At 49.7% G+C, this 20960-nt stretch carries 14 protein-coding genes; 13 read left to right on the top strand and 1 reads right to left on the bottom strand.

Features of this window, described 5'->3' with window-relative positions:
* Positions 1-199 precede the first annotated feature (199 nt).
* The 11 genes from nrdI to MRBLPE1_RS03230 all read left to right on the top strand — a co-directional run bounded on the left by nrdI (position 200) and on the right by MRBLPE1_RS03230 (position 18824).
* Positions 200-559 (top strand): class Ib ribonucleoside-diphosphate reductase assembly flavoprotein NrdI, encoded by a 360-nt coding sequence (gene nrdI, locus MRBLPE1_RS03280; protein WP_364141461.1) that lies wholly within the window; start codon positions 200-202, stop codon positions 557-559.
* Positions 546-2630 (top strand): class 1b ribonucleoside-diphosphate reductase subunit alpha, encoded by a 2085-nt coding sequence (nrdE, locus tag MRBLPE1_RS03275; protein ID WP_364141459.1) that lies wholly within the window; start codon positions 546-548, stop codon positions 2628-2630. Before nrdI ends, nrdE begins: the two co-directional genes overlap by 14 nt.
* Before the next feature lie 46 nt (positions 2631-2676).
* Positions 2677-3633, top strand: coding sequence for a class 1b ribonucleoside-diphosphate reductase subunit beta (nrdF, locus tag MRBLPE1_RS03270; protein WP_364141458.1), 957 nt, complete (start codon positions 2677-2679; stop codon positions 3631-3633).
* A 364-nt stretch (positions 3634-3997) separates the two neighbouring features.
* Positions 3998-6055 carry a GxGYxYP domain-containing protein gene (locus MRBLPE1_RS03265; RefSeq protein WP_364141457.1) on the top strand — a complete coding sequence of 686 codons (2058 nt, stop codon included), beginning with the start codon at positions 3998-4000 and terminating at the stop codon, positions 6053-6055.
* 244 nt (positions 6056-6299) lie between these two features.
* Complete coding sequence (locus MRBLPE1_RS03260; RefSeq protein WP_364141456.1) at positions 6300-7442, top strand: GntR family transcriptional regulator; 1143 nt, start codon at positions 6300-6302, stop codon at positions 7440-7442.
* 474 nt (positions 7443-7916) lie between these two features.
* Positions 7917-10106: a hypothetical protein gene (locus MRBLPE1_RS03255; RefSeq protein WP_364141455.1), complete on the top strand. Its 2190-nt coding sequence runs from the start codon at positions 7917-7919 to the stop codon at positions 10104-10106.
* A 27-nt stretch (positions 10107-10133) separates the two neighbouring features.
* Positions 10134-13208 carry an alpha-mannosidase gene (locus tag MRBLPE1_RS03250; RefSeq protein WP_364141454.1) on the top strand — a complete coding sequence of 1025 codons (3075 nt, stop codon included), beginning with the start codon at positions 10134-10136 and terminating at the stop codon, positions 13206-13208.
* A 14-nt stretch (positions 13209-13222) separates the two neighbouring features.
* A complete protein-coding gene (locus MRBLPE1_RS03245; RefSeq protein WP_364141452.1) occupies positions 13223-14134 on the top strand; it encodes an ABC transporter permease in 912 nt (303 codons plus the stop codon).
* Positions 14135-14147: 13 nt separating this feature from the next.
* Positions 14148-15041, top strand: coding sequence for a carbohydrate ABC transporter permease (locus MRBLPE1_RS03240; protein WP_364141449.1), 894 nt, complete (start codon positions 14148-14150; stop codon positions 15039-15041).
* A 53-nt stretch (positions 15042-15094) separates the two neighbouring features.
* Positions 15095-16762, top strand: coding sequence for an ABC transporter substrate-binding protein (locus MRBLPE1_RS03235; RefSeq protein WP_364141448.1), 1668 nt, complete (start codon positions 15095-15097; stop codon positions 16760-16762).
* 64 nt (positions 16763-16826) lie between these two features.
* Positions 16827-18824 carry a glutaminase family protein gene (locus tag MRBLPE1_RS03230; RefSeq protein WP_364141446.1) on the top strand — a complete coding sequence of 666 codons (1998 nt, stop codon included), beginning with the start codon at positions 16827-16829 and terminating at the stop codon, positions 18822-18824.
* A 90-nt stretch (positions 18825-18914) separates the two neighbouring features.
* Here MRBLPE1_RS03230 and MRBLPE1_RS03225 read toward each other — a convergent pair whose 3' ends face one another.
* Positions 18915-19061, bottom strand: coding sequence for a hypothetical protein (locus MRBLPE1_RS03225; protein WP_364141444.1), 147 nt, complete (start codon positions 19059-19061; stop codon positions 18915-18917).
* A gap of 115 nt (positions 19062-19176) precedes the next feature.
* Between MRBLPE1_RS03225 and MRBLPE1_RS03220 the strand changes: the two genes are divergently transcribed.
* Positions 19177-20154: an ABC transporter ATP-binding protein gene (locus tag MRBLPE1_RS03220; protein ID WP_364141442.1), complete on the top strand. Its 978-nt coding sequence runs from the start codon at positions 19177-19179 to the stop codon at positions 20152-20154.
* Entirely contained in the window at positions 20154-20957 is an 804-nt protein-coding gene (locus tag MRBLPE1_RS03215) for an ABC transporter permease (RefSeq protein WP_364141440.1), read from the top strand. Before MRBLPE1_RS03220 ends, MRBLPE1_RS03215 begins: the two co-directional genes overlap by 1 nt.
* Positions 20958-20960: the final 3 nt, after the last annotated feature.

Raw genomic sequence — 20960 nt, 5'->3', positions numbered from 1 at the left:
AACAGATTAATATTTTCTCCATAATTTTCATTGACTACTCCTATATATTGATGTAGAATCAAAAACATCAACTACATATTGATGTGGATTGGTGCTTTCAATGATTACCATCGGTAAACCTTGAACCGGCGCAGCTGACGGATTTGCTAGTCAGAAGCGCTTTTTGATTGCTTGATTTCAGTAGGGGAGCGAACGTGCTATGCTAGTTGTCTATGATTCCAAAACAGGTAATGTCAAGCGTTTCATTAAAAAATTGAATATGCGGGCAGTGCCAATCGATGAGAAGACAGCAGTGGACGAGCCGTTCGTGCTGGTCACGTATACAACAGGGTTCGGCCAAGTTCCAGAGAAGGTCACTTCTTTTCTGGAGAACAATGCGGACATGCTTCGCGGCGTTTCTGCCAGCGGCAACCGAAACTGGGGAACTGGCTTCGCGAAAAGCGCGGATACGATCTCCCAAAAGTATGATGTCCCCGTGATTTTGAAGTTTGAATTGTCAGGCACTAATCAAGATACGCAACATTTTGTCGAAAGGGTGCGAACCATTGAAGCATATTGAACTGAATAACGAATTGATGCAGCGCGGTGCAGACGGATTTTACCAGCTGGAAAAAGATAAAGAGGCTGTTGCTGCATTTATGGAAGAAGTGGAAGAGAAGAGCGTGAAGTTCGATTCCCTCAAACACAAGCTAGATTACTTAATCGAGAACGATTATTACGATAATGTATATGAAAAATATACACATGAGCAGGTTGAGGCTGTATATACGTTAACAGCGAACAGCGGCTTTGAATTTCAGTCCTACATGGCAGCATCGAAGTTCTATAAAGACTATGCGATGAAGACCAACAACAAAGCGCAATACTTAGAGCAATACTCCGACCGTGTAGCGATCGTTGCTTTGCACCTAGGCGAAGGCGACGCAGCAAGAGCACTCCGTATCGCTGAAGCGATGATTGATCAACGCTTGCAGCCAGCTACTCCCACCTTCCTGAATGCGGGCAAGAGCCGTCGCGGTGAGATGGTTTCCTGCTTCCTGCTTGAAATGGACGACTCGCTTAATTCCATCAACTACGTTTTAGGAACATGCATGCAGCTATCCAAAATCGGCGGCGGCGTTGCCGTCAACCTCTCGAAGCTTCGCGGACGCGGCGAGCCGATCAAAGGCGTAGAAGGCGCTGCAAAAGGCATCATGCCGGTACTTAAGCTAATGGAGGATGCATTCTCTTACGCAGACCAAATGGGTCAGCGCAAAGGCTCAGGAGCTGGTTATTACAACATCTTCGGCTGGGATATCATCGAGTTCCTAGATTGCAAAAAAATTAACGCCGATGAGAAGGCGCGTATTAAAACGTTGTCTATCGGCCTCATTATTCCGAATAAATTTTACGAGCTCGCAGCTCAAAACAAACCGCTATTCGTATTTGGTCCGCATTCCGTTCAGAAAGCATACAACAAGCATCTCGATGACATGGATATGGACGAGATGTACGAAGAATTGCTCGCTAATGAACTGGTAACAAAGAAAAAAGTAATGAACGCACGCGACATGTTGACAAAAATCGCTTCGATTCAGCTTGAATCAGGCTACCCATACATCATGAACAAATCAAATGCTAACAGCGTTCACGCGCTCAAAGATATCGGATCGATCAAAATGTCCAACCTTTGCACGGAAATTTTCCAGCTGCAGGAGACTTCAGAAATAAAAGATTATGGCTTTGATGATGTTATTCAACGCGATATCAGCTGTAACCTTGCTTCACTTAACATTGTTAATGTTATGGAGCATAAGAAGATAAAAGAGTCCGTACATGTGGGCATCGAAGCATTGACGACAGTCAGCGATTTGTCTAATATCGATAATGCCCCAGGCGTTCGCAAAGCAAACGAGGAGCTTCATTCCGTAGGACTTGGCGCGATGAACCTGAACGGCTACCTGGCGAAAAACAAAATCGCCTACGAAAGCGAAGAAGCAAAGGATTTTGCCGGCGTTTTCTTTATGATGATGAACTACTACTCCCTTGAGCAAAGTATGGAAATCGCCAAAGAACGTGGCATTACCTTCAAAGATTTCGAACGTTCCGAGTATGCGAAGGGAACCTATTTCACTCGTTACGTAGAGACCGATTACCGTCCAAAAACGGATCGAGTCAAGGAATTGTTCGAGGGTATGGAAATCCCTTCACCTGAGGATTGGGCAGCTCTAAAAGCAAAAGTACAAGAGCACGGTTTATACCATGCGTACCGCCTTGCTATTGCGCCGACACAAAGTATTTCGTATATCCAAAACGCAACATCGAGCGTTATGCCGATTGTCGAGCACATCGAGACACGCACGTATGCGAACTCAACAACCTATTATCCGATGCCGTATTTGGCACAGGAAAACTATTTCTACTACAAATCAGCCTACAATATCGATCAATTCAAGCTGATTGATCTCATTGCTGAAATTGGGCAGCACGTAGACCAAGGGATTTCATCGGTGCTGCATGTAAATAGTAATGTGACGACTCGCGAGCTGGCGCGCTTCTATGTTTACGCTGCACAAAAAGGGCTCAAATCGCTCTATTACACAAGAACGAAGCGGCTTTCCGTTGAGGAATGCACGAGCTGTGCCGTTTAAGTTTTATTTTAATTGATGCTTACGTAGCAAAGAAGGAGCTCATCAAATGAAAGCAGTAAACTGGAACCGCCCGGATGACGATTTCACATTAACATTCTGGCAGCAAAATGTAATGCAATTTTGGACGGATGAAGAGATTCCGTTGTCGGACGATAAGATGGATTGGATGGAAATGACAGACGCTGAGCGCACGCTTTACAAAAACGTGCTCGGCGGTCTTACGCTGCTTGATACGATTCAAGGCGGTATCGGCATGCCGAAAATTTTGGAGCATGTAGATGGCTTGCAGCGTAAAGCTGTGTTGTCCTTTATGTCGATGATGGAGCAAATCCATGCCAAATCGTACAGCAGTATTTTCACGACGCTGGCATCCGGTGAAGAGATCGATGAGATCTTCCTATGGGTGGAGAAAAACGAACAGCTGCAGAAGAAAGCGAATTTGATTTCTTCCTGGTATTCGAACATTACGGGCCCGAGAGAGCTTTATAAAGCGATGGCTGCGTCTGTATTCTTGGAAAGCTACCTTTTCTACAGCGGCTTCTTCTATCCGCTTTATCTGGCTGGCCAAGGCAAAATGACGAGCAGCGGCGAAATTATCGATTTGATTTTGCGTGACGAGAGTATTCACGGCTTGTATGTGGGCGTTCTTGCGCAAGAGCTTTTCCAAACCTTTAGCGCCGAGGAGCAAGCAGCTCTTCAAACCGAGATTTATGCGCTGTTAAATGAGCTGTACGAGAACGAGATCATCTACACCGAGCATTTGTATGCTCCCCTCGGCCTAGCTGAGGAGGTTAACGTTTACGTGCGTTACAATGCGAATAAAGCGCTTATGAATCTTGGCATGGAGCCGCATTTCCCTGAGGAGCAGGTAAATCCGATCGTGTTCAACGGCATAAGCACACATACGAAGCAGCATGACTTCTTCTCCAAAAAAGGAAACGGTTATGTCCGTACGATTCACGTTGAGCCGTTGAATGATGATGATTTCGTATTCAACTTTTAATAAATCCTAAGCTTCATTCCATACACCTATAGCCATAACTGAGGAACCCCCGCATAACGCGGGGGTTCTTTTGTTTGAGCGTTGTCACAGACTGGCCTCCATGGTTCCAAGTCTTCCGAATCTCGGAAATGCCTTCCAAGAATTAGGGAAAAACAACTAATGCAGTTAAAACGGCCTACAACAAGAGAATCATATTCATGTCATAGCATAAGAGCTTTTGTCGAAGTGGTTGTAATAATATTATGAATATAATAAATATATATAAGCGAGGGCTTGAAAGGACGCTGCCGGGCAAAGGAGGGAAAGGGATGAGGCGTGCGTCCAGAAGCGAACCTCCAAAAAACAATCCAACCGAGGTGTAACCATGTTACGTAAACTTACCGTTATCGGGCTCGCTGTTGTCTGTACGTTGTCCTTGTCTTTGAGTGCAGCAGCAGCCGACTCCAAGGATAAGCCGCAAGCAAGCACGATCGTTTGGCCGGAAAAGCAAGCGCTTCCAAGTTTTTCGAAAATAAAACAGCTGGAAGTGGCGGATATTTATGATGCGCCCGGAGACATAAAAATATTGATGGCGACGCTGCAAGGCATTGTTAACCGTGCCGAGCCTCGCATTTATTTGCTTGAAAACAAAGAAGAAGGGGCATTCACTTGGCTGAATGACCTGGATGTTACTTACAAGGTGAGGGATGATTACTGGCAGATCGTCCGTACTTACAAGAAGGAAATCAGCGGAATCATCATTTACGATCCGAAGGTGCCAGACTCCGTCAACGTAGCAACGACTTTGGCCGGCTTGAAAAATGCCGTAGTCGCAAGTCCGGAAATTGCGCAGAAACTGCAGGCCGCGCCATACGACTTGAAAGTATTGGATGATCTGCAAGGGAAATTCAAGGATAGGCTGGATGCTTATACTTGGCAATACGAGAACCTCTGGAGCCAAACGACGCATCGGATGCTCGTTGGACTTAATCCGGAAACCTCGATCAAACTTCCGGAAAATCAATCAGACTTGTTCAAAGTTATCGACGAAGATAAGACACAGGAACGAGATGGGAATAATAGAAAAGTGTATGATCTTGACCTAAGCGCGAGTCTTGGCAAAACGGATGTTTATCTTCGCTTTGAAGATGCGTTTACGCAGGACGGCTGGGGATCTGCCGTCCATCAGGTTACGGTTAAAGCTGACGGGAAGACCGTTGCGGAATTTATTCCGGGCACGCCGGAGGAAGAGACTTTCTTATATGATCGGCAGAGCTCGCAGTTATCTACGGGCAACGGAGGTCATCGGTTCGCCGATAATGGCCGCTACTTTATCTATAAATTCACGCCGCCTGCCGGTACGAAGCAGCTAACGGCTTCCGTGGATATGTGGAATCAATACAAAGTGTCCGCAGGCAATGTTCAACCGGTGTCCTCTGAACAGAAGGAGCCTTACGGCTACCTGCGTGATTATGCGGTTGCGAACAAAGCGATGGTGTTCTGGCTCGATTCCAACGTGCCGAAAGAGAAAGAACTTTTCCAGAAAATCCTCTCGGGCGTGAAGCCGGGCACACCTTATCTAGGTTGGTTCAGTAATGATACCGACGGAGAATTCAGCGGCGTTGAGATTACTTCTAATTATGGCGTCTATGTGCTCGCGGCCGATTGGTTCAGCAACTTGACGGTATTCTCCGGTACCAAAGCGAATGCCGTGAAAGCGAAGACGGTAAAAGCGCCTGAGCTGGAGAACAAGATTTATGTTACGTACACCTTCAGCGAAGGCGACAACTTCCAGTATAACCAGCATAGAATGCGTATTTTATGGGATGATCCGAGCAGAGGCAAGGTACCGCTGAACTGGACCTCCAGTCCGCTGCTCTACGATGGCGCGCCTGCGATGCTGAACTATTACAGGGAGACCGCTACGGATAACGACCTGCTTATCGCGGGACCGTCCGGTGCGGGATACTTCTATCCAAATGCATGGCCTGCAAAATCATTCGCTGACTTCCTGAAGCAGTCGAATTCGTATATGGAGAAGACCGGCATGACGATTCCTTACGTATTGAACCGCATCAACAGCGAAAATATACCGCTCAGCGAGGCGCATGCCGATGCTTATATCAAGGAATATAAGCCATCGGGGATGTTCCTGAGCTGGGAAGACCGCCATGGCGTAGAGATCGTCGGCGGAAAGCTTCCCGTCTCGACGATTCAAGGCATCAGCACGGTGAAGGACGGCGAGAAGATTCTGGCCGATGCCAAAGCGAAATGGGACGGGAAGTCGCCGTTGTTCATCTCCTTGGGCTTGCTTGCTTGGAGCATGACGCCGTCGGATATCGCTCAGCTGCAAGCGTCGCTTGGGCCGGAGTACGAAGCAGTTCGCGCAGACCAGTATTTCTCGTTGATTCGCAGCGCGAACGGCCTGCCTGCTAAGCCATAACATAGTTACCTGTAATGATAGAGAGGACACCGCTTGTATCGGTCGTCCTCTCTCTATTTAAATGAAGCTCCTGCGGCGATCGGGTTCTAGGATTCTTAAGCCGTAAGCCAAAGAAATAAATCTAATCGCTCCTGCCCGGAAAAACGTTTTCGGGCATAATTTGTTATTAAGCTCACTTGAAAAAAGGACAGCAAACATATATTATATATAACATAACAAATATACAGAATTTTTGGTGAAAAACATGAAAAATGAGAGAATGCCACTGTATCAGCAAATACAGGATTATATTAAAGAGCTCATTCAATCCTCCGGGCTAAAGCATGGTGACCGGATTCCGACCGAAAAGGAGCTCATGGAGCTTTTTAACGTAAGTAAAATTACGGTCGTTAATGCTTTGGCGGGGTTATCCAATGAAGGCTCGATTACCCGCGTTCCCGGAAGAGGGAGCTTCGTGAATCATGCGAAGGCGGAGGCTCCCGATGCCGGACGGCCTGCGGCCCATCTCCTTGAGCAGCGGGAAAAAGGATTAAGGGAAAAGATCATAGGAATCGTGATGCCGACCATTGAGGATTATTTTTCGATACGCTTGATCGACGGGATGCAAAAGGGTTTGCTAGAAAAGGGTTACCGATCCGTAATCCAATTGACCGGGGGCCAGCTGGAGAAAGAAAAAGAGGCCATAAAGCTGTTTGCGGATATTGGCGTCGAAGGTCTGCTCATTTTCCCGGTTGACGAAGGCCAGTATAACGAAGAAATTTTAAGCATGAAGTTCAGCGGGTTCCCGTTTGTCCTGATCGACCGTTTCTTGCCTGGAGTGGAGACGGATTACATTGCGTCTGACGGACGAATCGGCACGCAGCTTGCGGTAGATTACCTCTGGGAGCTGGGACACCGGGAAATCGCTATATGCTCCGATTCGCCGCTTCAGACGGTTACCGTTCAGGAACGGATAGACGGATATATGAACGCGCTAAAAAACAAAGGCGCGCTAATTAATCCCGCGCATATCATTACGGAATTCAGTTTAAGGACATCGGATGATGTTCAAGCTCATCCTTTGTTCCGATATGTCAAAAACCGGATGGCTACCGCCTATATTACGTTAAACGGCAAGCTTGGCGCACACATTCATCAAATGGCTGAGCTCGCAGGGCTTAACGTGCCTCGGGATTTATCGATCATAACGTTCGATGATTCGACCGCGATTATGGAAGGGGTCACGAATTTCACCCATATTAAGCAGTTCGAGCATGAAATCGGTTATCAGGCGGCAGAGCTGCTGCTTAACCGTATAAACGCCGAGGGAGAGCCTAAGGGGAAATACAGCAAAATATTAATAAAACCGGAGTTGATTACCCGCCATACGACGAGTGCATGCAAATAAGAAGATGAAGCAAAAAAAAGGCTGTTCGGTCTGTCATTCAACATGACAAACCGAACAGCCTTTTTGCATTTAACTCGGGTCATTCGGGAATAGAAGCGCGACTTAGCGAAGGATTCAAATTTCGATGGAGAGAAAAGATATCATGATTAATAATTTTTAATATATATTGAATATATTAAGTCTATTATAATTCATTATTCGACAAAACTTTTCAAAAAAACTTATCAGAAATTGATTGAAATAGGATGAAAGTTAGAGGGTGAATGCTTTTTTTCTCCTTTTAGTGATTCGGGATCAGCTTTTTACCCGTTATTTGTATAGATTTCAGAAATTCACAGCAAGGCTGATATATTTAAATGTTTATAAAATTATATTGAATATATACATATTAAACGTTATACTGAGGAAGAAAAAACCAACCTTATTCTTATCTATATCCGAAAAATATGAAAATCCGGCAAGGAGGTCTTGCGTTTGGCCAGAGATCGAAGGGAAGAAAGAACCGGCTTTCAGGAATCTGCTCCTTATCGCGCTTCATATGACTTGCAGACTGATTTCATTATGGTGTACGGGATCGACGATACGATGCCGGAACGGATCCGCCAGTGGAAGGAAAAGGGCTATATCGTTCATTTGATGACAGGTGTGGCATGGGGAAAATACCAAAACTATCTGAATGGCGAAATAGATGGGCGAAGCCACTGGGATGAAGCACAGACGGACAGAAGCGGGGATCGCATTATACATGGCGATACGCCGGATATTCCGTATATGGTTCCAACCCTCTCTTATACGAATTTTTTGGCAGGGCCTATTCGTCTAGCGGTTGATGCAGGCGTTGAAGCGATTCATTTGGAGGAGCCCGAGTTTTGGGTAAACGGCGGCTATTCCGAGGCGTTTAAGCGGGAATGGAGGCTGTATTACAGGGAGCCTTGGTCAGCTCCGCACGCGTCTCCGGATGCGCAGTTCAGAGCTTCGAAGTTAAAAGCGTACTTATACACGCGCAGCCTTGACCGCTTGTGCGCCGAATTAAAGGAATATGCCTTAACAACGCATGGCCGGGATTTACGATTTTACGTCCCGACGCACAGCCTGATCAACTATACGCAGTGGAGGATCGTCAGTCCGGAGTCGCAATTGATCGATCTCCCTTCCATTGACGGCTACATCGCACAGATTTGGACCGGTACGTCACGGACGCCCAATGTCTACCACGGGATAAGGAAAGAAAGAACCTTTGAAACCGCTTATTTGGAATATGGCATCATGCAGGAGCTGGTCAGAGGTACGGGGCGCCGGATGTGGTTTCTTCATGATCCGATTGAGGACAATCCGAACTATACATGGGCGGATTACAAACAAAACTATTTTCGGATCGTTACCGCATCGCTTCTGCATCCCGCCGTTTCGCATTATGAGGTGTCCCCTTGGCCGAAACGGGTTTTTGAAGGGAAATATCCGTCGGAGGACGGAACGGGGAAAGAAGGCATGCCGCCGGCCTATGCAACGACACTGTTGAATGTGATGCATACGCTTGGGAACATGGATCAGGAGCTGGAGCAGACAGATGAAACAATGCAGCAAGTCGGAATTTTAATTGCCGATTCGGCTATGTTCCAGCGCATGAGGATGGAGGCGCAAGCGCCTGGGCAGCTGATCAAATACGACGGTACCAACGCAGAAGCTTTCGGACAGGAAGGGGATACGGAGCTGCTCGATTTCTCTCCTTTCTATGGGCTTGCGCTGCCATTGCTCAAACACGGCATTCCGGTTCGGCCGGTTCAGCTGGACAATGTGCGGCGGTTTCCTCATTATTTGAACGGCTATCGCGTGCTGCTGCTCAGCTACGAATTTATGAAGCCGGAATATCCGGACCTGCATTTCGTTTTAGCCGGATGGGTCAGAAACGGAGGCGCGCTGGTGTATGTCGGTGACGACTCCGACCCGTACCACCGCATCCGCGCTTGGTGGAATGAGAGCGGATCGAACTATGATTCTCCGCGTGAGCATCTATTTGAACAGCTGGACCTGCAAGGAGCAGGGAACGGCGTATTCCGGGCAGGCAAAGGCGCGGTCGGTTACCTAGACGTCGCCCCCGATGAATGCGCGAAATCGGTTGAAAGCGCCGCTGCCTTGCGCAGGATGGTATTGGAGACGATTGAAGCACTCGGCGATCCGGATTTTCAACTGCGGCCAAAGCATTATTTCCAGCTTCGGCGCGGTCCATATATCATTGCCGCCGTTCTTGATGAGTCGATCGCGGAAACGCCGTTGACGATACCGGGCCCTGTGGTCGATTTGTTTGACCCGGCGCTCGCCGTACGGCATGAAGCAATAATCGGGACGGGCGAACAAGCATTTTTGTTTGATTTGAAGATAGGCCGGCCTGTTGACGATACCGTCGAATGCATCGCGGCATCATCTAGGATCGAAGCGCTCGCCTTAAACGAAACGGGATTTGAATTCCAGGTAAAAGGCCCTGAAAATATACGGGCGGCGGCAAGGTTCTACTGTCAGCGTCAGCCAGTATCTGCCGCGCTGGAATACCGCGGCCAGACGGAATTGATTCCGTACGAGTGGGACGCAGCTTCGGAAACGGTTTTGCTTCATTATTACCATTTGAGCGATACGGACGTCACAGTGAAAGTGAAATTTACGGGCTGATCATTTTCTGAAAAAAGGAGACAGGATATGCCATATGAAATCGTAAGGCCGGAGCAGCTGAAATCGATGATAAACGAGTGGAAGGAACAAATTTATATACCGCTGGAGGAGCTTCGCGTTACGGCATGGGTGACGCCGGAGCCTGTACCCTTTGAAGAGCGAAAGTCTGGAAGGATGACGGAGCTCTCGCCCGGTGACCGTTGGGGAAACTTGTGGGACTGCGCGTGGTTTCATTTTGCAGGCAAGATACCTGAATCGGCCAAAAGCGCCAAGATCGTATTGCTGATCGATATAAACGGCGAGCTATGCCTTGTTGACGACGAGGGCTCGCCCGTACAGGGCTTGACGAACATTAACTCGGAATTCGATTATTCCCTGGGCTTGCCGGGTAAACGAGTCGTTCATTTGAGTGAATCGTCTACAGGAGAGGAAACGATCGACCTGTGGGGCGATGCGGGCTGCAATGATTTATTCGGGCGTTTCCGCAGCGGGACGCTGAAAGAAGCCAGTATCGCCGTTTGCCGCGAGGAAGTCCGTCAGCTCTATTACGATGCTGAGGTACTGCTTGAAACGGCGGAACGGCTGCCCGCAGGCTCGGCACGGAAAGAACGGATACTGCAGGCATTATATGAGGTATCTCTGCTGTTGACCGAATTGTCAGATGACCTTGTCGGCAAAGCAAGGCAAATACTTGGCGATCAGCTTGCGAAGCGGGGCGGCGACCCGGTGCTGAAGATCAGCGCGGTCGGCCATGCGCATCTTGACCTTGCTTGGCTTTGGCCGATCAGGGAAACCATCCGCAAGGGGGCGAGAACGTTCTCGACGGCGCTGCGCATGATGGAACGTTACCCTGACTATATATTCGGGGCGAGCCAACCCCAGCTCTACGATTGGATGAAGAAACAATATCCGAAGCTGTACGAGGAGATCGGGCAGCGCGTGCGGGAAGGGCGCTGGGAACTTCAAGGCGCGATGTGGGTTGAATCGGATACGAATGTGCCCGGCGGAGAGTCGCTTGTCCGGCAGATTTTGTACGGCAAGCGGTATTTTCAGAAGGAATTCGGTCAAGAGATGAAATCGCTATGGATGCCGGATGTATTCGGATATACCGCAAGCCTGCCGCAGCTGCTGAAAAAATCAGGCGTCGACTACATGATGACGCAGAAGCTGTCTTGGAGCGTGTATAACAAGCATCCCCACCATACCTTCCATTGGCAGGGTATCGACGGATCGCAGGTGCTGATGCATATGCCGCCTGAAGACACCTACAACAGCCCGGCTGCGCCGCGCTCGATCGTTAAGGCGGAAACGGAATATTTGGATAAAAACGTGTCGGACCACTGCCTCATGTTATTCGGAATCGGCGATGGCGGCGGCGGCCCGGGGGAAGAGCATTTGGAAAGGCTGACCCGCGAGAAAAACTTGCTCGGCTTGAGTCCGGTAGAGCAAGAGCCGTCTTCGGTCTTTTTCGAGAAGCTGGATGAAGGAAAGGATCGCTATCAAACTTGGCGCGGGGAGTTGTATCTGGAGAAGCACCAAGGTACGCTGACGAGCCAGGCACGGAACAAATGGTACAACCGAAAGCTGGAGAAAGCGCTGCGGGAGCTCGAATTTTCCGCGGTGCTAGCGGGAATAACGAATGGGCACCGGTATCCGGCAGAGGAGCTGGAGGAGATTTGGAAGGAAGTATTGCTGTACCAGTTCCACGATATTTTACCGGGCTCCTCGATTAAACGGGTGTATGACGAATCGCTAGAGCGGTACGCGACATTGCTGGAACGCGTCGAGAACATGATTGCTGAGGCCTACGGAATGTTGGCCGGGCAGCTGCCAGTGGAAGGGGGAGGCAAGCAGCTTGCCGTCTTTAACTCCTTGTCTTGGGAACGGAATGAATGGATGAAGAAAGACGGGCAATGGATGCGCGTAAGTGTGCCGTCGATGGGATACGCGACCGCAGAACCGATTGCTGCCTCAGAGGCATCAGCCGAGTCAGCGGCCGCGGCGGAAGTGAAAACGGTATCTTCGGTTCCGGAGCCGCAGGCTCAAGCTTCAGCCCGCCTCTTGGAAAACGATCTTTTAGCCATTACCCTAGCGGCAGACGGCTCCATTGCCTCGATTTATGATAAGGAGCACCGGCGAGAAGTTGTACAGCAGAACCAGCGGGCCAACGAGCTGCGCGTCTATCATGATTCAGGCGACGCATGGGATTTTCGCCAGGATTACCGGCAGACCGGCGGCGCGGTACTGCTGCCGGACGAAACAGCCGATTTCACGGACGGTCCCACGGCAGGCTTTATCCAACGGTACCGATTCGGGGAGTCCGCGGTAACGCAAAAAATCGTGCTGACCCAAGGCAGCAGAAGAATCGATTTCGTAACGGACGTCGATTGGCGGGAATCAGGAAAGATGCTGCGAACATCGTTCCCGGTAAATGTCCGTGCAGATCACGTCAGCTGCGAGATCCAATTCGGTTACTTGAAGCGGCCGACGCACCGCAATACCATGTGGGATTACGCTAAGGATGAAATTTGCGCCCATCATTGGGTGGATCTTTCGGAACCGGATTACGGAGCAGCGCTGCTTAACGATTGCAAGTATGGGCACCGCGCGGATGCAAATGTGCTCGACCTGAATCTATTGCGCAGCCCATCGAGCCCGGACCCCGAAGCGGACCGGGCGAAGCATACCTTCACCTATTCGCTCTACCCGCATAAAGGTGACCATGTACAGGCTGAGGTTTACAAGCGGGGCTACGAGCTGAATATCCCGCTTCGGGCAGTCGATGTTCCTCAATCCGGAGTATCGGGAAGCCTTCCGGCAGCGCAGGCGTTTCTGCGTCTGGATCACCCGAACGTCATGGTGGAAGCCGTGAAGAAGGCCGAGGACGGTGATGATCTCATCGTCCGGATGTACGAAACGGCCGGAACGAATGTGCAAACGCCGCTTTACTTCGGATTCCGTGTCGAGAAAGCGTGGCTTGCTGATTTAATGGAGGAAAAAATCGAATCCATACCGGTAGACGACGGAAAAGTAGAGCTTACTTTCACCCCGTTTGAGATCAAAACGCTGCGATTAACGCATCAAGCTATGATTCTTAGGTAAAGGAGGTACGGCTTATGACAGCATCTCTGCTGTGGAAGAAGGTCTGGCAGCATAAAGTGTTTTACTTGTTTTTGCTGCCCGGCCTCGTCTGGTTTTTTATCTTTTCGTATGTCCCTCTATTCGGTATTCAGGTGGCTTTCCGGGATTATACCTTCTCGGGAGGCTTCACCGGAAGCCCATGGGCCGGGATGAAATATTTCCAGCAATTTTTCGACTATTACAAGTTCGAAGAGATTCTTCGCAATACGGTAATCATCAGCTTCTTGAAGCTGGCGATCGGTTTCCCGATGCCGATTGTGCTGGCGATTCTATTAAACGAGGTTCGCAGCCTTAAATTCCAGAAAACCGTGCAAACGCTTTCCTACCTGCCGCATTTCGTTTCCTGGATCGTCGTCGTCACTCTGATGCAGCGCCTTCTTACGTTGAATGGCGGTCCAGTAAATGAGGTGTTGATGGCTCTTGGCATGAAGCCTATCCAATTCCTATATAACACCTCATGGTTTTATCAGGTCATCGTCGGTTCGGAAATCTGGAAAAGCATTGGCTGGAACTCCATCATTTATATGGCCGCGATTACCGGCATCGATCAGCAGCTGTATGAAGCAGCCAAGATTGACGGAGCGAACCGGTTCAGGCAAATTTGGCATGTGACGCTGCCGGGTGTCCGCAATATCGCGATTATTCTTTTCATTCTATCGATCGGAAGCTTGATGAGCGCCGGATACGAGCAGCTTCTCCTTCTCAGCGGACCGGCTACTGCCGGTATCGGAAGCGTCCTGGACGTGCATGTCATTCAATCCGGGATAAGCGAGGGCAGGCTCAGCTACGCGGCTGCGGTGGGACTGTTCCAAAGCGTCATTGGCTTGATTCTGATTCTGACGGTCAACCGTATCGCTCGCAAAGCCAGCGACGTATCCCTCTTCTAAAGGAAGTGACGAGATGAAACGCCATTTGTCCATTTTCACGCTATGCAACTATATTTTTCTGGCTTTGGTCGGATTTTCGATGATTTACCCGTTCATTTACATTCTCGTTTACTCGTTGAACGACGGGAAAGACTCGATGCTCGGCGCCTTATATTTCCTGCCGCGCAAACTCACGCTGGATAATTATGCGGAGGTGTTTGACAACGCCCGCATTTGGAAGGCATACAAAATCACGTTGATGCGGACGCTTCTAGGCACTTTCCTGCATGTGGGGCTAAGTACGTTGATGGCGTACGCCTTGTCCAAAAAGTCGCTGCCGGGGAGATCGTTTTTCGCTTTCTATATTTTCCTGCCGACCATCTTCAGCGCGGGTTTCATTCCGTTTTTTATCACCCTTCAAAAGCTTCATTTGATCAACACCTTCTGGGTGTACGTCATTCCAATGCTGTTTAACTTTATGCACATTGTCATCATTCGAACCTTCTTGCAAGGAATACCCGAGGAGCTGGAGGAGTCGGCGCGGATTGACGGGTACGGTGATTTTCAGATTTTCATGCGAATCATTTTGCCGCTTTCGGGTCCGGTGCTGGCGACGATCTCGTTATTTATCGGCGTCGCCCACTGGAACGACTGGTTTACGGGCGCCTACTACGTGTCGGATAAAGATTTGATTCCCGTACAAACGCTGCTGCAGGAGATGCTGACGCAAGCAGAGGCTTTATCTTCTTCGATGCAGCGATCGGCGCAGCAGGGCGGCCAGACCATCAGCGGCAGCGCTGCCGGATCCACGCCGGAATCGCTGCGGATGGCACTGCTCGTTATTACCGTTTTCCCGATCCTTTGCATCTATCCGTTCTTGCAGCGGTATTTCGTAAAGGGTGTCATGATCGGCTCGGTTAAAGGATAACGGTCCGCTCCAAGGACTTTATCATATAACATAACTCGAAATGGAGGGTTAATATGAAGAAGATTTGGTACAAAGGGGCAAAGGTTTTGCTGGCAGCGGCACTATTTACCGGCGTTTTGGCAGGCTGCATGAACAAGGAGGAATCCGAAAACGAGGGTGCTAACGGGGGCACTACGGGAACGAAGGAAGTCACGCTGAAAGTCCTTCATAACTGGAACGGTTCCTCGGGAGCGGAGGTGGACATGACACCTGTGGAGAAAGTCATCAAAGAGAAGACCGGGGTCACCGTGGAATGGGAATATACGACAGGCAGCGAAACCGAGAAGGTGAATGCGATCTTCGCTACGCAGGACCTGCCGGATATTTATACGGGTCCGGCATGGGGCGGTGAGCTTGACGGCATGATTAAAGCGGCTAAGGAAGATCAACTGGTCGACCTTTCGGATAAGCTGGACAAATATCCGAACCTGGCGAAGTCGATCGCCAAAGAGAACGTGCCGCCTGCATTGTACGAGAAAGGTATCGATGCATATGACGGCAAGAAATATTTGCTGCTTCAGAACCAACCTGCTACGGATAAGGACGGCACGGATTGGCTGTACGGTTTCTACGTGCGCAAGGATATCGCGGCGGCTATCGGCGTCGACCCGCAATCCGTCAAAACGAAAGACGACTTTTATCAATTTCTGAAGAAGATCCAAGATGCGAACCTGCAGGCAAACGGCCAGCCGGTTATTCCGCTCGGGGGATTCAGTAACGGCTGGGCCGTGGGCATCGCCAATACGATGTTTTATGGCGGCGCCGGCTATGTCGACAAAGGCGACGGCACACTCGAGAACAGCTTCTTCTCCAAAGGGTATGACGAGTATACGTTGTATTATCGCAAGCTGCTGTCCGAAGGGCTGTTGGATGCGGAAGCGTTCACCCAAACGGATCCGATTGCGAAAGAGAAAATATTGCAGGGACGCGTCGCGGTTCTTGCCGCTCATTACCCCGCTATTCTTGATGCCACCAAGGAATACGTCAAGGCGAATCCGGGCAGCGACTACGTGCCTGTAGGTCCATTGGAGCGGGCAGGCGCGGAGCCTAACCGTCCGGTCGATCTGGGAATTCAAGGCAATAACGTAACGGCGATTACGAAAGCGTGCAAAGACGTGGACGCCGCGCTGCGTCTTCTGGATTATCTCGCTTCCGATGAGGGCTTCATGCTCGTTCGTTACGGCGTTCAAGGCGTGCACTGGGATATGGAGAACGGCAAGCCGACAGCGAAGAAGGAATGGTTCGATAAATTTGCGGCTGATACCTCGGGTAAACTGCTCGCGCGCAAAAATGAAGGAATCGATATCGGTTTCAATTCCATGTCGGGGATGGATCGCATTAATTCCGTGGCAGGCGGCGATATCTGGCTGGATCAAGAACGGATTGCCGCAATGGATAATGCCCGTAAAATTTTGCGTCCGGACGGCATCAAGGTGATTACCGCCTATAATCCGGGAGATGTTATCATCAAGTCCGAGCAGTGGGAGATGCTGAAGCCTTCGATGGACAAAACAGGCGATGCATGGAAAGAAGCGGTGTACGCGAAATCGGATGAAGCGGCGCTGAAAATTTTGAATGAGCTTCGCGATCAAATGCGAAAAACCGGATACGAAGAGGCAATGAAGTTTACGAATGACAGCCTGAAAGGCAAAGAAGTCGTTTTGATGCAGATGCCGAACTGATTTGGGCTGTTGGGGGAGCGGTTCCGCTCTCCCTTTAATTATGCAGACAGAGGAGATGTTTACAATGTCCCACCCTTTTAGGCCACCCTCCGTACCGCTCATTACGGTAGATCCTTACTTCAGCGTCTGGTCGGCGGCGGATCAGCTCTTCGATGACCATACGAAGCATTGGACCAACAAACGCAACAGCATGGCCGGATTCATCCGAATCGATGGCAAGCCAAGCATTTTTATGGGGAAGCTCGAGCTGTCTGATGATACTAATGATGATGAACCGGCAGCAATGCAGCAAACAAGCTTGAAGGTTGAAGCTTTAACCAGCACGTACACGTTTGAAGCGGACGGCATTGAGCTGGAGGCGGTATTTGTTACCCCGCTGCTTCTTGATGATTTGGATGTATTATCAAGACCGGTTTCCTACATGACGTTCCGTGTTCGTTCGATAGACGGCAGGCCGCATGATGTCCAAATCTATGTCGATATATCCGCTGAATTATGCGTGAATACGACGGAGCAAGCGGTCATCTGGTCGCGCCAAACCATCAATGGAAAAATCGCTGCCATGCGTATGGGTACCCTCGAACAGCCGGTTTTAGCGCGTACCGGAGACGATACGAGGATCGATTGGGGCTACGTATATTTGGCAGCGCCTCAAACGGGCAGTCTTGAAACCGCGATTCATTCTTACAAGGTGAGAAAGCAGTTTGTGGAAACCGGACGCCTGCCGCAGCAAGACGAGCAATCCCATCCGCGTCCCGCAGCGGAAGATACGCCTGTTATGGCTGCCGTATTGGATTTCAACCAGGTAAGTGAACGGCAAGCTTCGCAATACGTGATCGCTGCATACGATGACCTTCAGTCGATCGAATATTTTGGCAAGAGATTGGATGCTTATTGGCGCAGGATAGGGATGACGTTCGAGGAAATGTTGGTCTTGGCCGTAGAGCAATACGAAGAGATCCAGTCGAGATGCGAAACATTTAACCGGAAGCTGGCGGCTGAGAGCGGAGATGCGGGCGGCGACAGTTATACGAATTTGCTGGCGCTTGCATACCGGCAATCCATTGCGGCGCATAAGCTGGTCAGTGATGAGAACGGAGATATTTTGTTTTTCTCCAAAGAAAACTTCAGCAACGGTTGTATCGCAACCGTGGATGTCAGTTATCCTTCAATCCCGTTATTTTTGCTCTATAATACCGAACTGGTTAAAGGCATGATGAGACCGATATTCAGATATGCGGACAGCGAGGCTTGGAAGTTTAATTTTGCGCCGCATGACGTGGGCTGTTACCCGAAAGCGAACGGCCAAGTATACGGCGAGAATGAGCCGGAAAACCAGATGCCGATCGAAGAATGCGGGAATATGCTCATTATGGCCGCTGCGGTTTGTTTGTATGAGAAGGACGCGGGTTTTGCGAAAGAACATTGGAGCCTTTTGACAAAATGGGCCGGTTATTTAAAAGAAAACGGAATGGATCCGGAGAATCAATTGTGCACAGATGATTTTGCCGGCCATTTGGCGCATAATACCAACCTTTCCGTGAAAGCGATCATCGGGATCGGCGCCTATTCCCTCTTATGCAAAATGCTAGGGGAGAAAGATGGGGACGTTTATTATGAAGCGGCTGAAGAAATGGCTCTTAATTGGTCGAGCATGGCGAACGCGGGCGGTCATTACAAGCTAACCTTTGACAGTACGCCTGAAACCTGGAGTCTAAAGTATAATCTGGTTTGGGACCGCCTTCTTGGGCTTAACCTGTTTCCTGAGAAAATAATCGATGAAGAGCTTCGCCATTATATCGCCAATCAAAATAAGTATGGTACCCCGCTCGATAGCAGAAACACGTATACAAAGCTGGATTGGCTCGTGTGGTGCGCATCCTTGGCGAAGTCCAAAGCGGATTTTGAACAGATGATTCATCCGATTTTGCATTTCTTGAATGAATCGCCCAGCCGTGTCCCCATGACCGATTGGTATGATACGTTAACGGGCGAGCAGCTGAACTTTCAGAATCGCTCCGTCGTCGGCGGTCTTTTTATTCGCTTGCTGCATCCCGTCTGACTTAACCTGCTGCCCGTAATCGTCGCTCCTATCGTTCTAAAAAAAGAACCCCCGCGTCTACAAGAAAGCTTGTAGCTGCGGGGGTTCTGCTTATTCCTGCTCCTGGTCGGCAGCTTGCTTGGCAGACTCTTCAGCCGGTTGCTTTTCTTTCACGTATTGATCCTGGTCGCTTCCCCAAACATAGTCATAGTTCGTAATGTCGGGTTGATAGTTATTTTTATCGTTTTTGTTATCCAAAATGATCACTCCCTTCCAGTTTCTTTTCCGGGTAGTATGTGTTGGAAAAAGGATTGACACAACATAGGTTTGATGTTAATATTTCCCTCTCAAATCTTGTGCGGAGGTAACAGGCGTGATAAAAGTCCATGGTTTAAGCAAAGTCTACCAGGTTGCAAAACGCTCGTCGGGCGTTAAACAAGCAGTGAAAGCATTATTCAGAAGGGAATACAAAATCGTGGAAGCGCTTAACGATATTTCCTTCACGATTGAGCCGGGCGAGATCGTCGGATATATCGGTCCGAACGGCGCGGGGAAATCCACGACGATTAAAGTCATGAGCGGGATACTCGTTCCGGACAGCGGCACTTGTACGGTTATGGGGTATACGCCTTGGAAGGACCGGGTTGCCTATGTGAAAAATATCGGGGTGGTATTCGGCCAACGTTCCCAGCTGTGGTGGGATGTTCCGGTCATCGATTCGTTCGACCTGCTCAGGGATATTTATAAGGTGCCCGAACAGGAATATAGAAGCACGCTGGCTTTGCTTACGGAGACGCTGGAGCTGCAGGAAATTATACAAATGCCGGTTAGGCAGCTAAGTCTTGGACAGCGGATGCGCTGCGAAATTGCGGCTTCCTTGCTGCATAGTCCAAGCGTGCTGTTCCTGGACGAGCCGACCATCGGTTTGGACGCGGTATCCAAGATAGCCGTTCGCCGCTTCATCCGGACAATAAACGAAGAAAAAGGCGTTACCGTTATTTTGACGACGCATGACATGAACGATATCGAAGCGCTGGCGAATCGAATCATTCTCATTGGCAAGGGAAAGCTGCTGTATGACGGCAGCCTAAGTGCGATACGCAATCAATTCGGCACGCATAAAACAATGACGGTCGTGTACAATCACCATCCGGAGCCCTTGCGGTTGGACGGAGCGGTGGTGGAGTCCTGGTCGCCCGAGCGGGCCGTGCTGCGCGTCGATACGGCAGAGATCGTCATAAGCGAGATATTGATCCATTTGTCGGAGCAGGTTGATCTGCTTGACGTCACGATCGACACGCTGCCCATTGAAGACATGATCGTAGAGCTGTATAAGGAGCATCAAATATAATGCGGGCCTACGTCTCGGTTTTCAAGCTGCGGCTGAAGAACGGATTGCAATACCGAACCGCCGCGCTTGCGGGGGTCGCAACGCAATTTTTCTGGGGCTTCGTCATCATTATGGTATTTGAAGCGTTCTACAGCAACACTGCCGTCCAAACTCCGATTTCACTGTCGCAGCTTATTACCTACGTATGGCTGCAGCAGGCTTTTTTGGCCTTTGTCATGTTATGGTTCCGTGATAACGAGCTGTTCCAACTGATAACGACGGGCAACATTGCCTATGAGCTTTGCAGGCCGAATGGAATCTACGGCTTGTGGTATGCCAAGCTTCTTGCGCAGCGGCTAGCGAGCGCGCTTTTGCGGAGCCTTCCCATTTTGGCGGTTGCCTTCTTCTTGCCGCAGCCTTACCGGATGCCGCTCCCATCAGACCCCGCGGCTTTCGTTTTATTTATCATTGCATTGCTGCTCGGGCTGCTCATGATCGTTACGCTTTCCATGCTGATGTATATCTCCGTATTCGTGACGCTGAGTCCAGCCGGCTCGCTTCTCATGTTCGGCGTCATCGGGGAGTTTCTGGCTGGCATGGTCATCCCGGTGCCGCTTATGCCTTCTTGGCTTCAAAACATTGTCTACGTGCTGCCGTTCCGCTGGACCGCAGACTTTCCTTTCCGCGTCTATTCCGGTCATATCTCCAAGGAAGAAGCGCTGATCGGTATCGGCATCCAGCTCGTATGGTTCGTTGCTTTGTTAAGCCTTGGCAGATTCGCGATGGCCAAAGCATTAAACAAAGTCGTCGTACAAGGAGGGTAGCCC

The sequence above is a fragment of the Paenibacillus sp. LPE1-1-1.1 genome (assembly GCF_040676435.1).
Lineage (GTDB): Bacteria > Bacillota > Bacilli > Paenibacillales > Paenibacillaceae > Pristimantibacillus.
The sequence above is the reverse complement of the archived record's forward strand: the minus strand, read 5'-3'. Positions and strand labels throughout refer to the sequence as shown.

Excerpts from the sequence above, each read along its gene's own strand:
- nrdI (WP_364141461.1), top strand. The coding sequence starts at position 200 with ATGCTAGTTGTCTATGATTCCAAAACAGGTAATGTCAAGCGTTTCATT.
- nrdF (WP_364141458.1), top strand. The coding sequence starts at position 2,677 with ATGAAAGCAGTAAACTGGAACCGCCCGGATGACGATTTCACATTAACA.
- MRBLPE1_RS03265 (WP_364141457.1), top strand. The coding sequence starts at position 3,998 with ATGTTACGTAAACTTACCGTTATCGGGCTCGCTGTTGTCTGTACGTTG.
- MRBLPE1_RS03260 (WP_364141456.1), top strand. The coding sequence starts at position 6,300 with ATGAAAAATGAGAGAATGCCACTGTATCAGCAAATACAGGATTATATT.
- MRBLPE1_RS03250 (WP_364141454.1), top strand. The coding sequence starts at position 10,134 with ATGCCATATGAAATCGTAAGGCCGGAGCAGCTGAAATCGATGATAAAC.
- MRBLPE1_RS03245 (WP_364141452.1), top strand. The coding sequence starts at position 13,223 with ATGACAGCATCTCTGCTGTGGAAGAAGGTCTGGCAGCATAAAGTGTTT.
- MRBLPE1_RS03240 (WP_364141449.1), top strand. The coding sequence starts at position 14,148 with ATGAAACGCCATTTGTCCATTTTCACGCTATGCAACTATATTTTTCTG.
- MRBLPE1_RS03235 (WP_364141448.1), top strand. The coding sequence starts at position 15,095 with ATGAAGAAGATTTGGTACAAAGGGGCAAAGGTTTTGCTGGCAGCGGCA.
- MRBLPE1_RS03230 (WP_364141446.1), top strand. The coding sequence starts at position 16,827 with ATGTCCCACCCTTTTAGGCCACCCTCCGTACCGCTCATTACGGTAGAT.
- MRBLPE1_RS03215 (WP_364141440.1), top strand. The coding sequence starts at position 20,154 with ATGCGGGCCTACGTCTCGGTTTTCAAGCTGCGGCTGAAGAACGGATTG.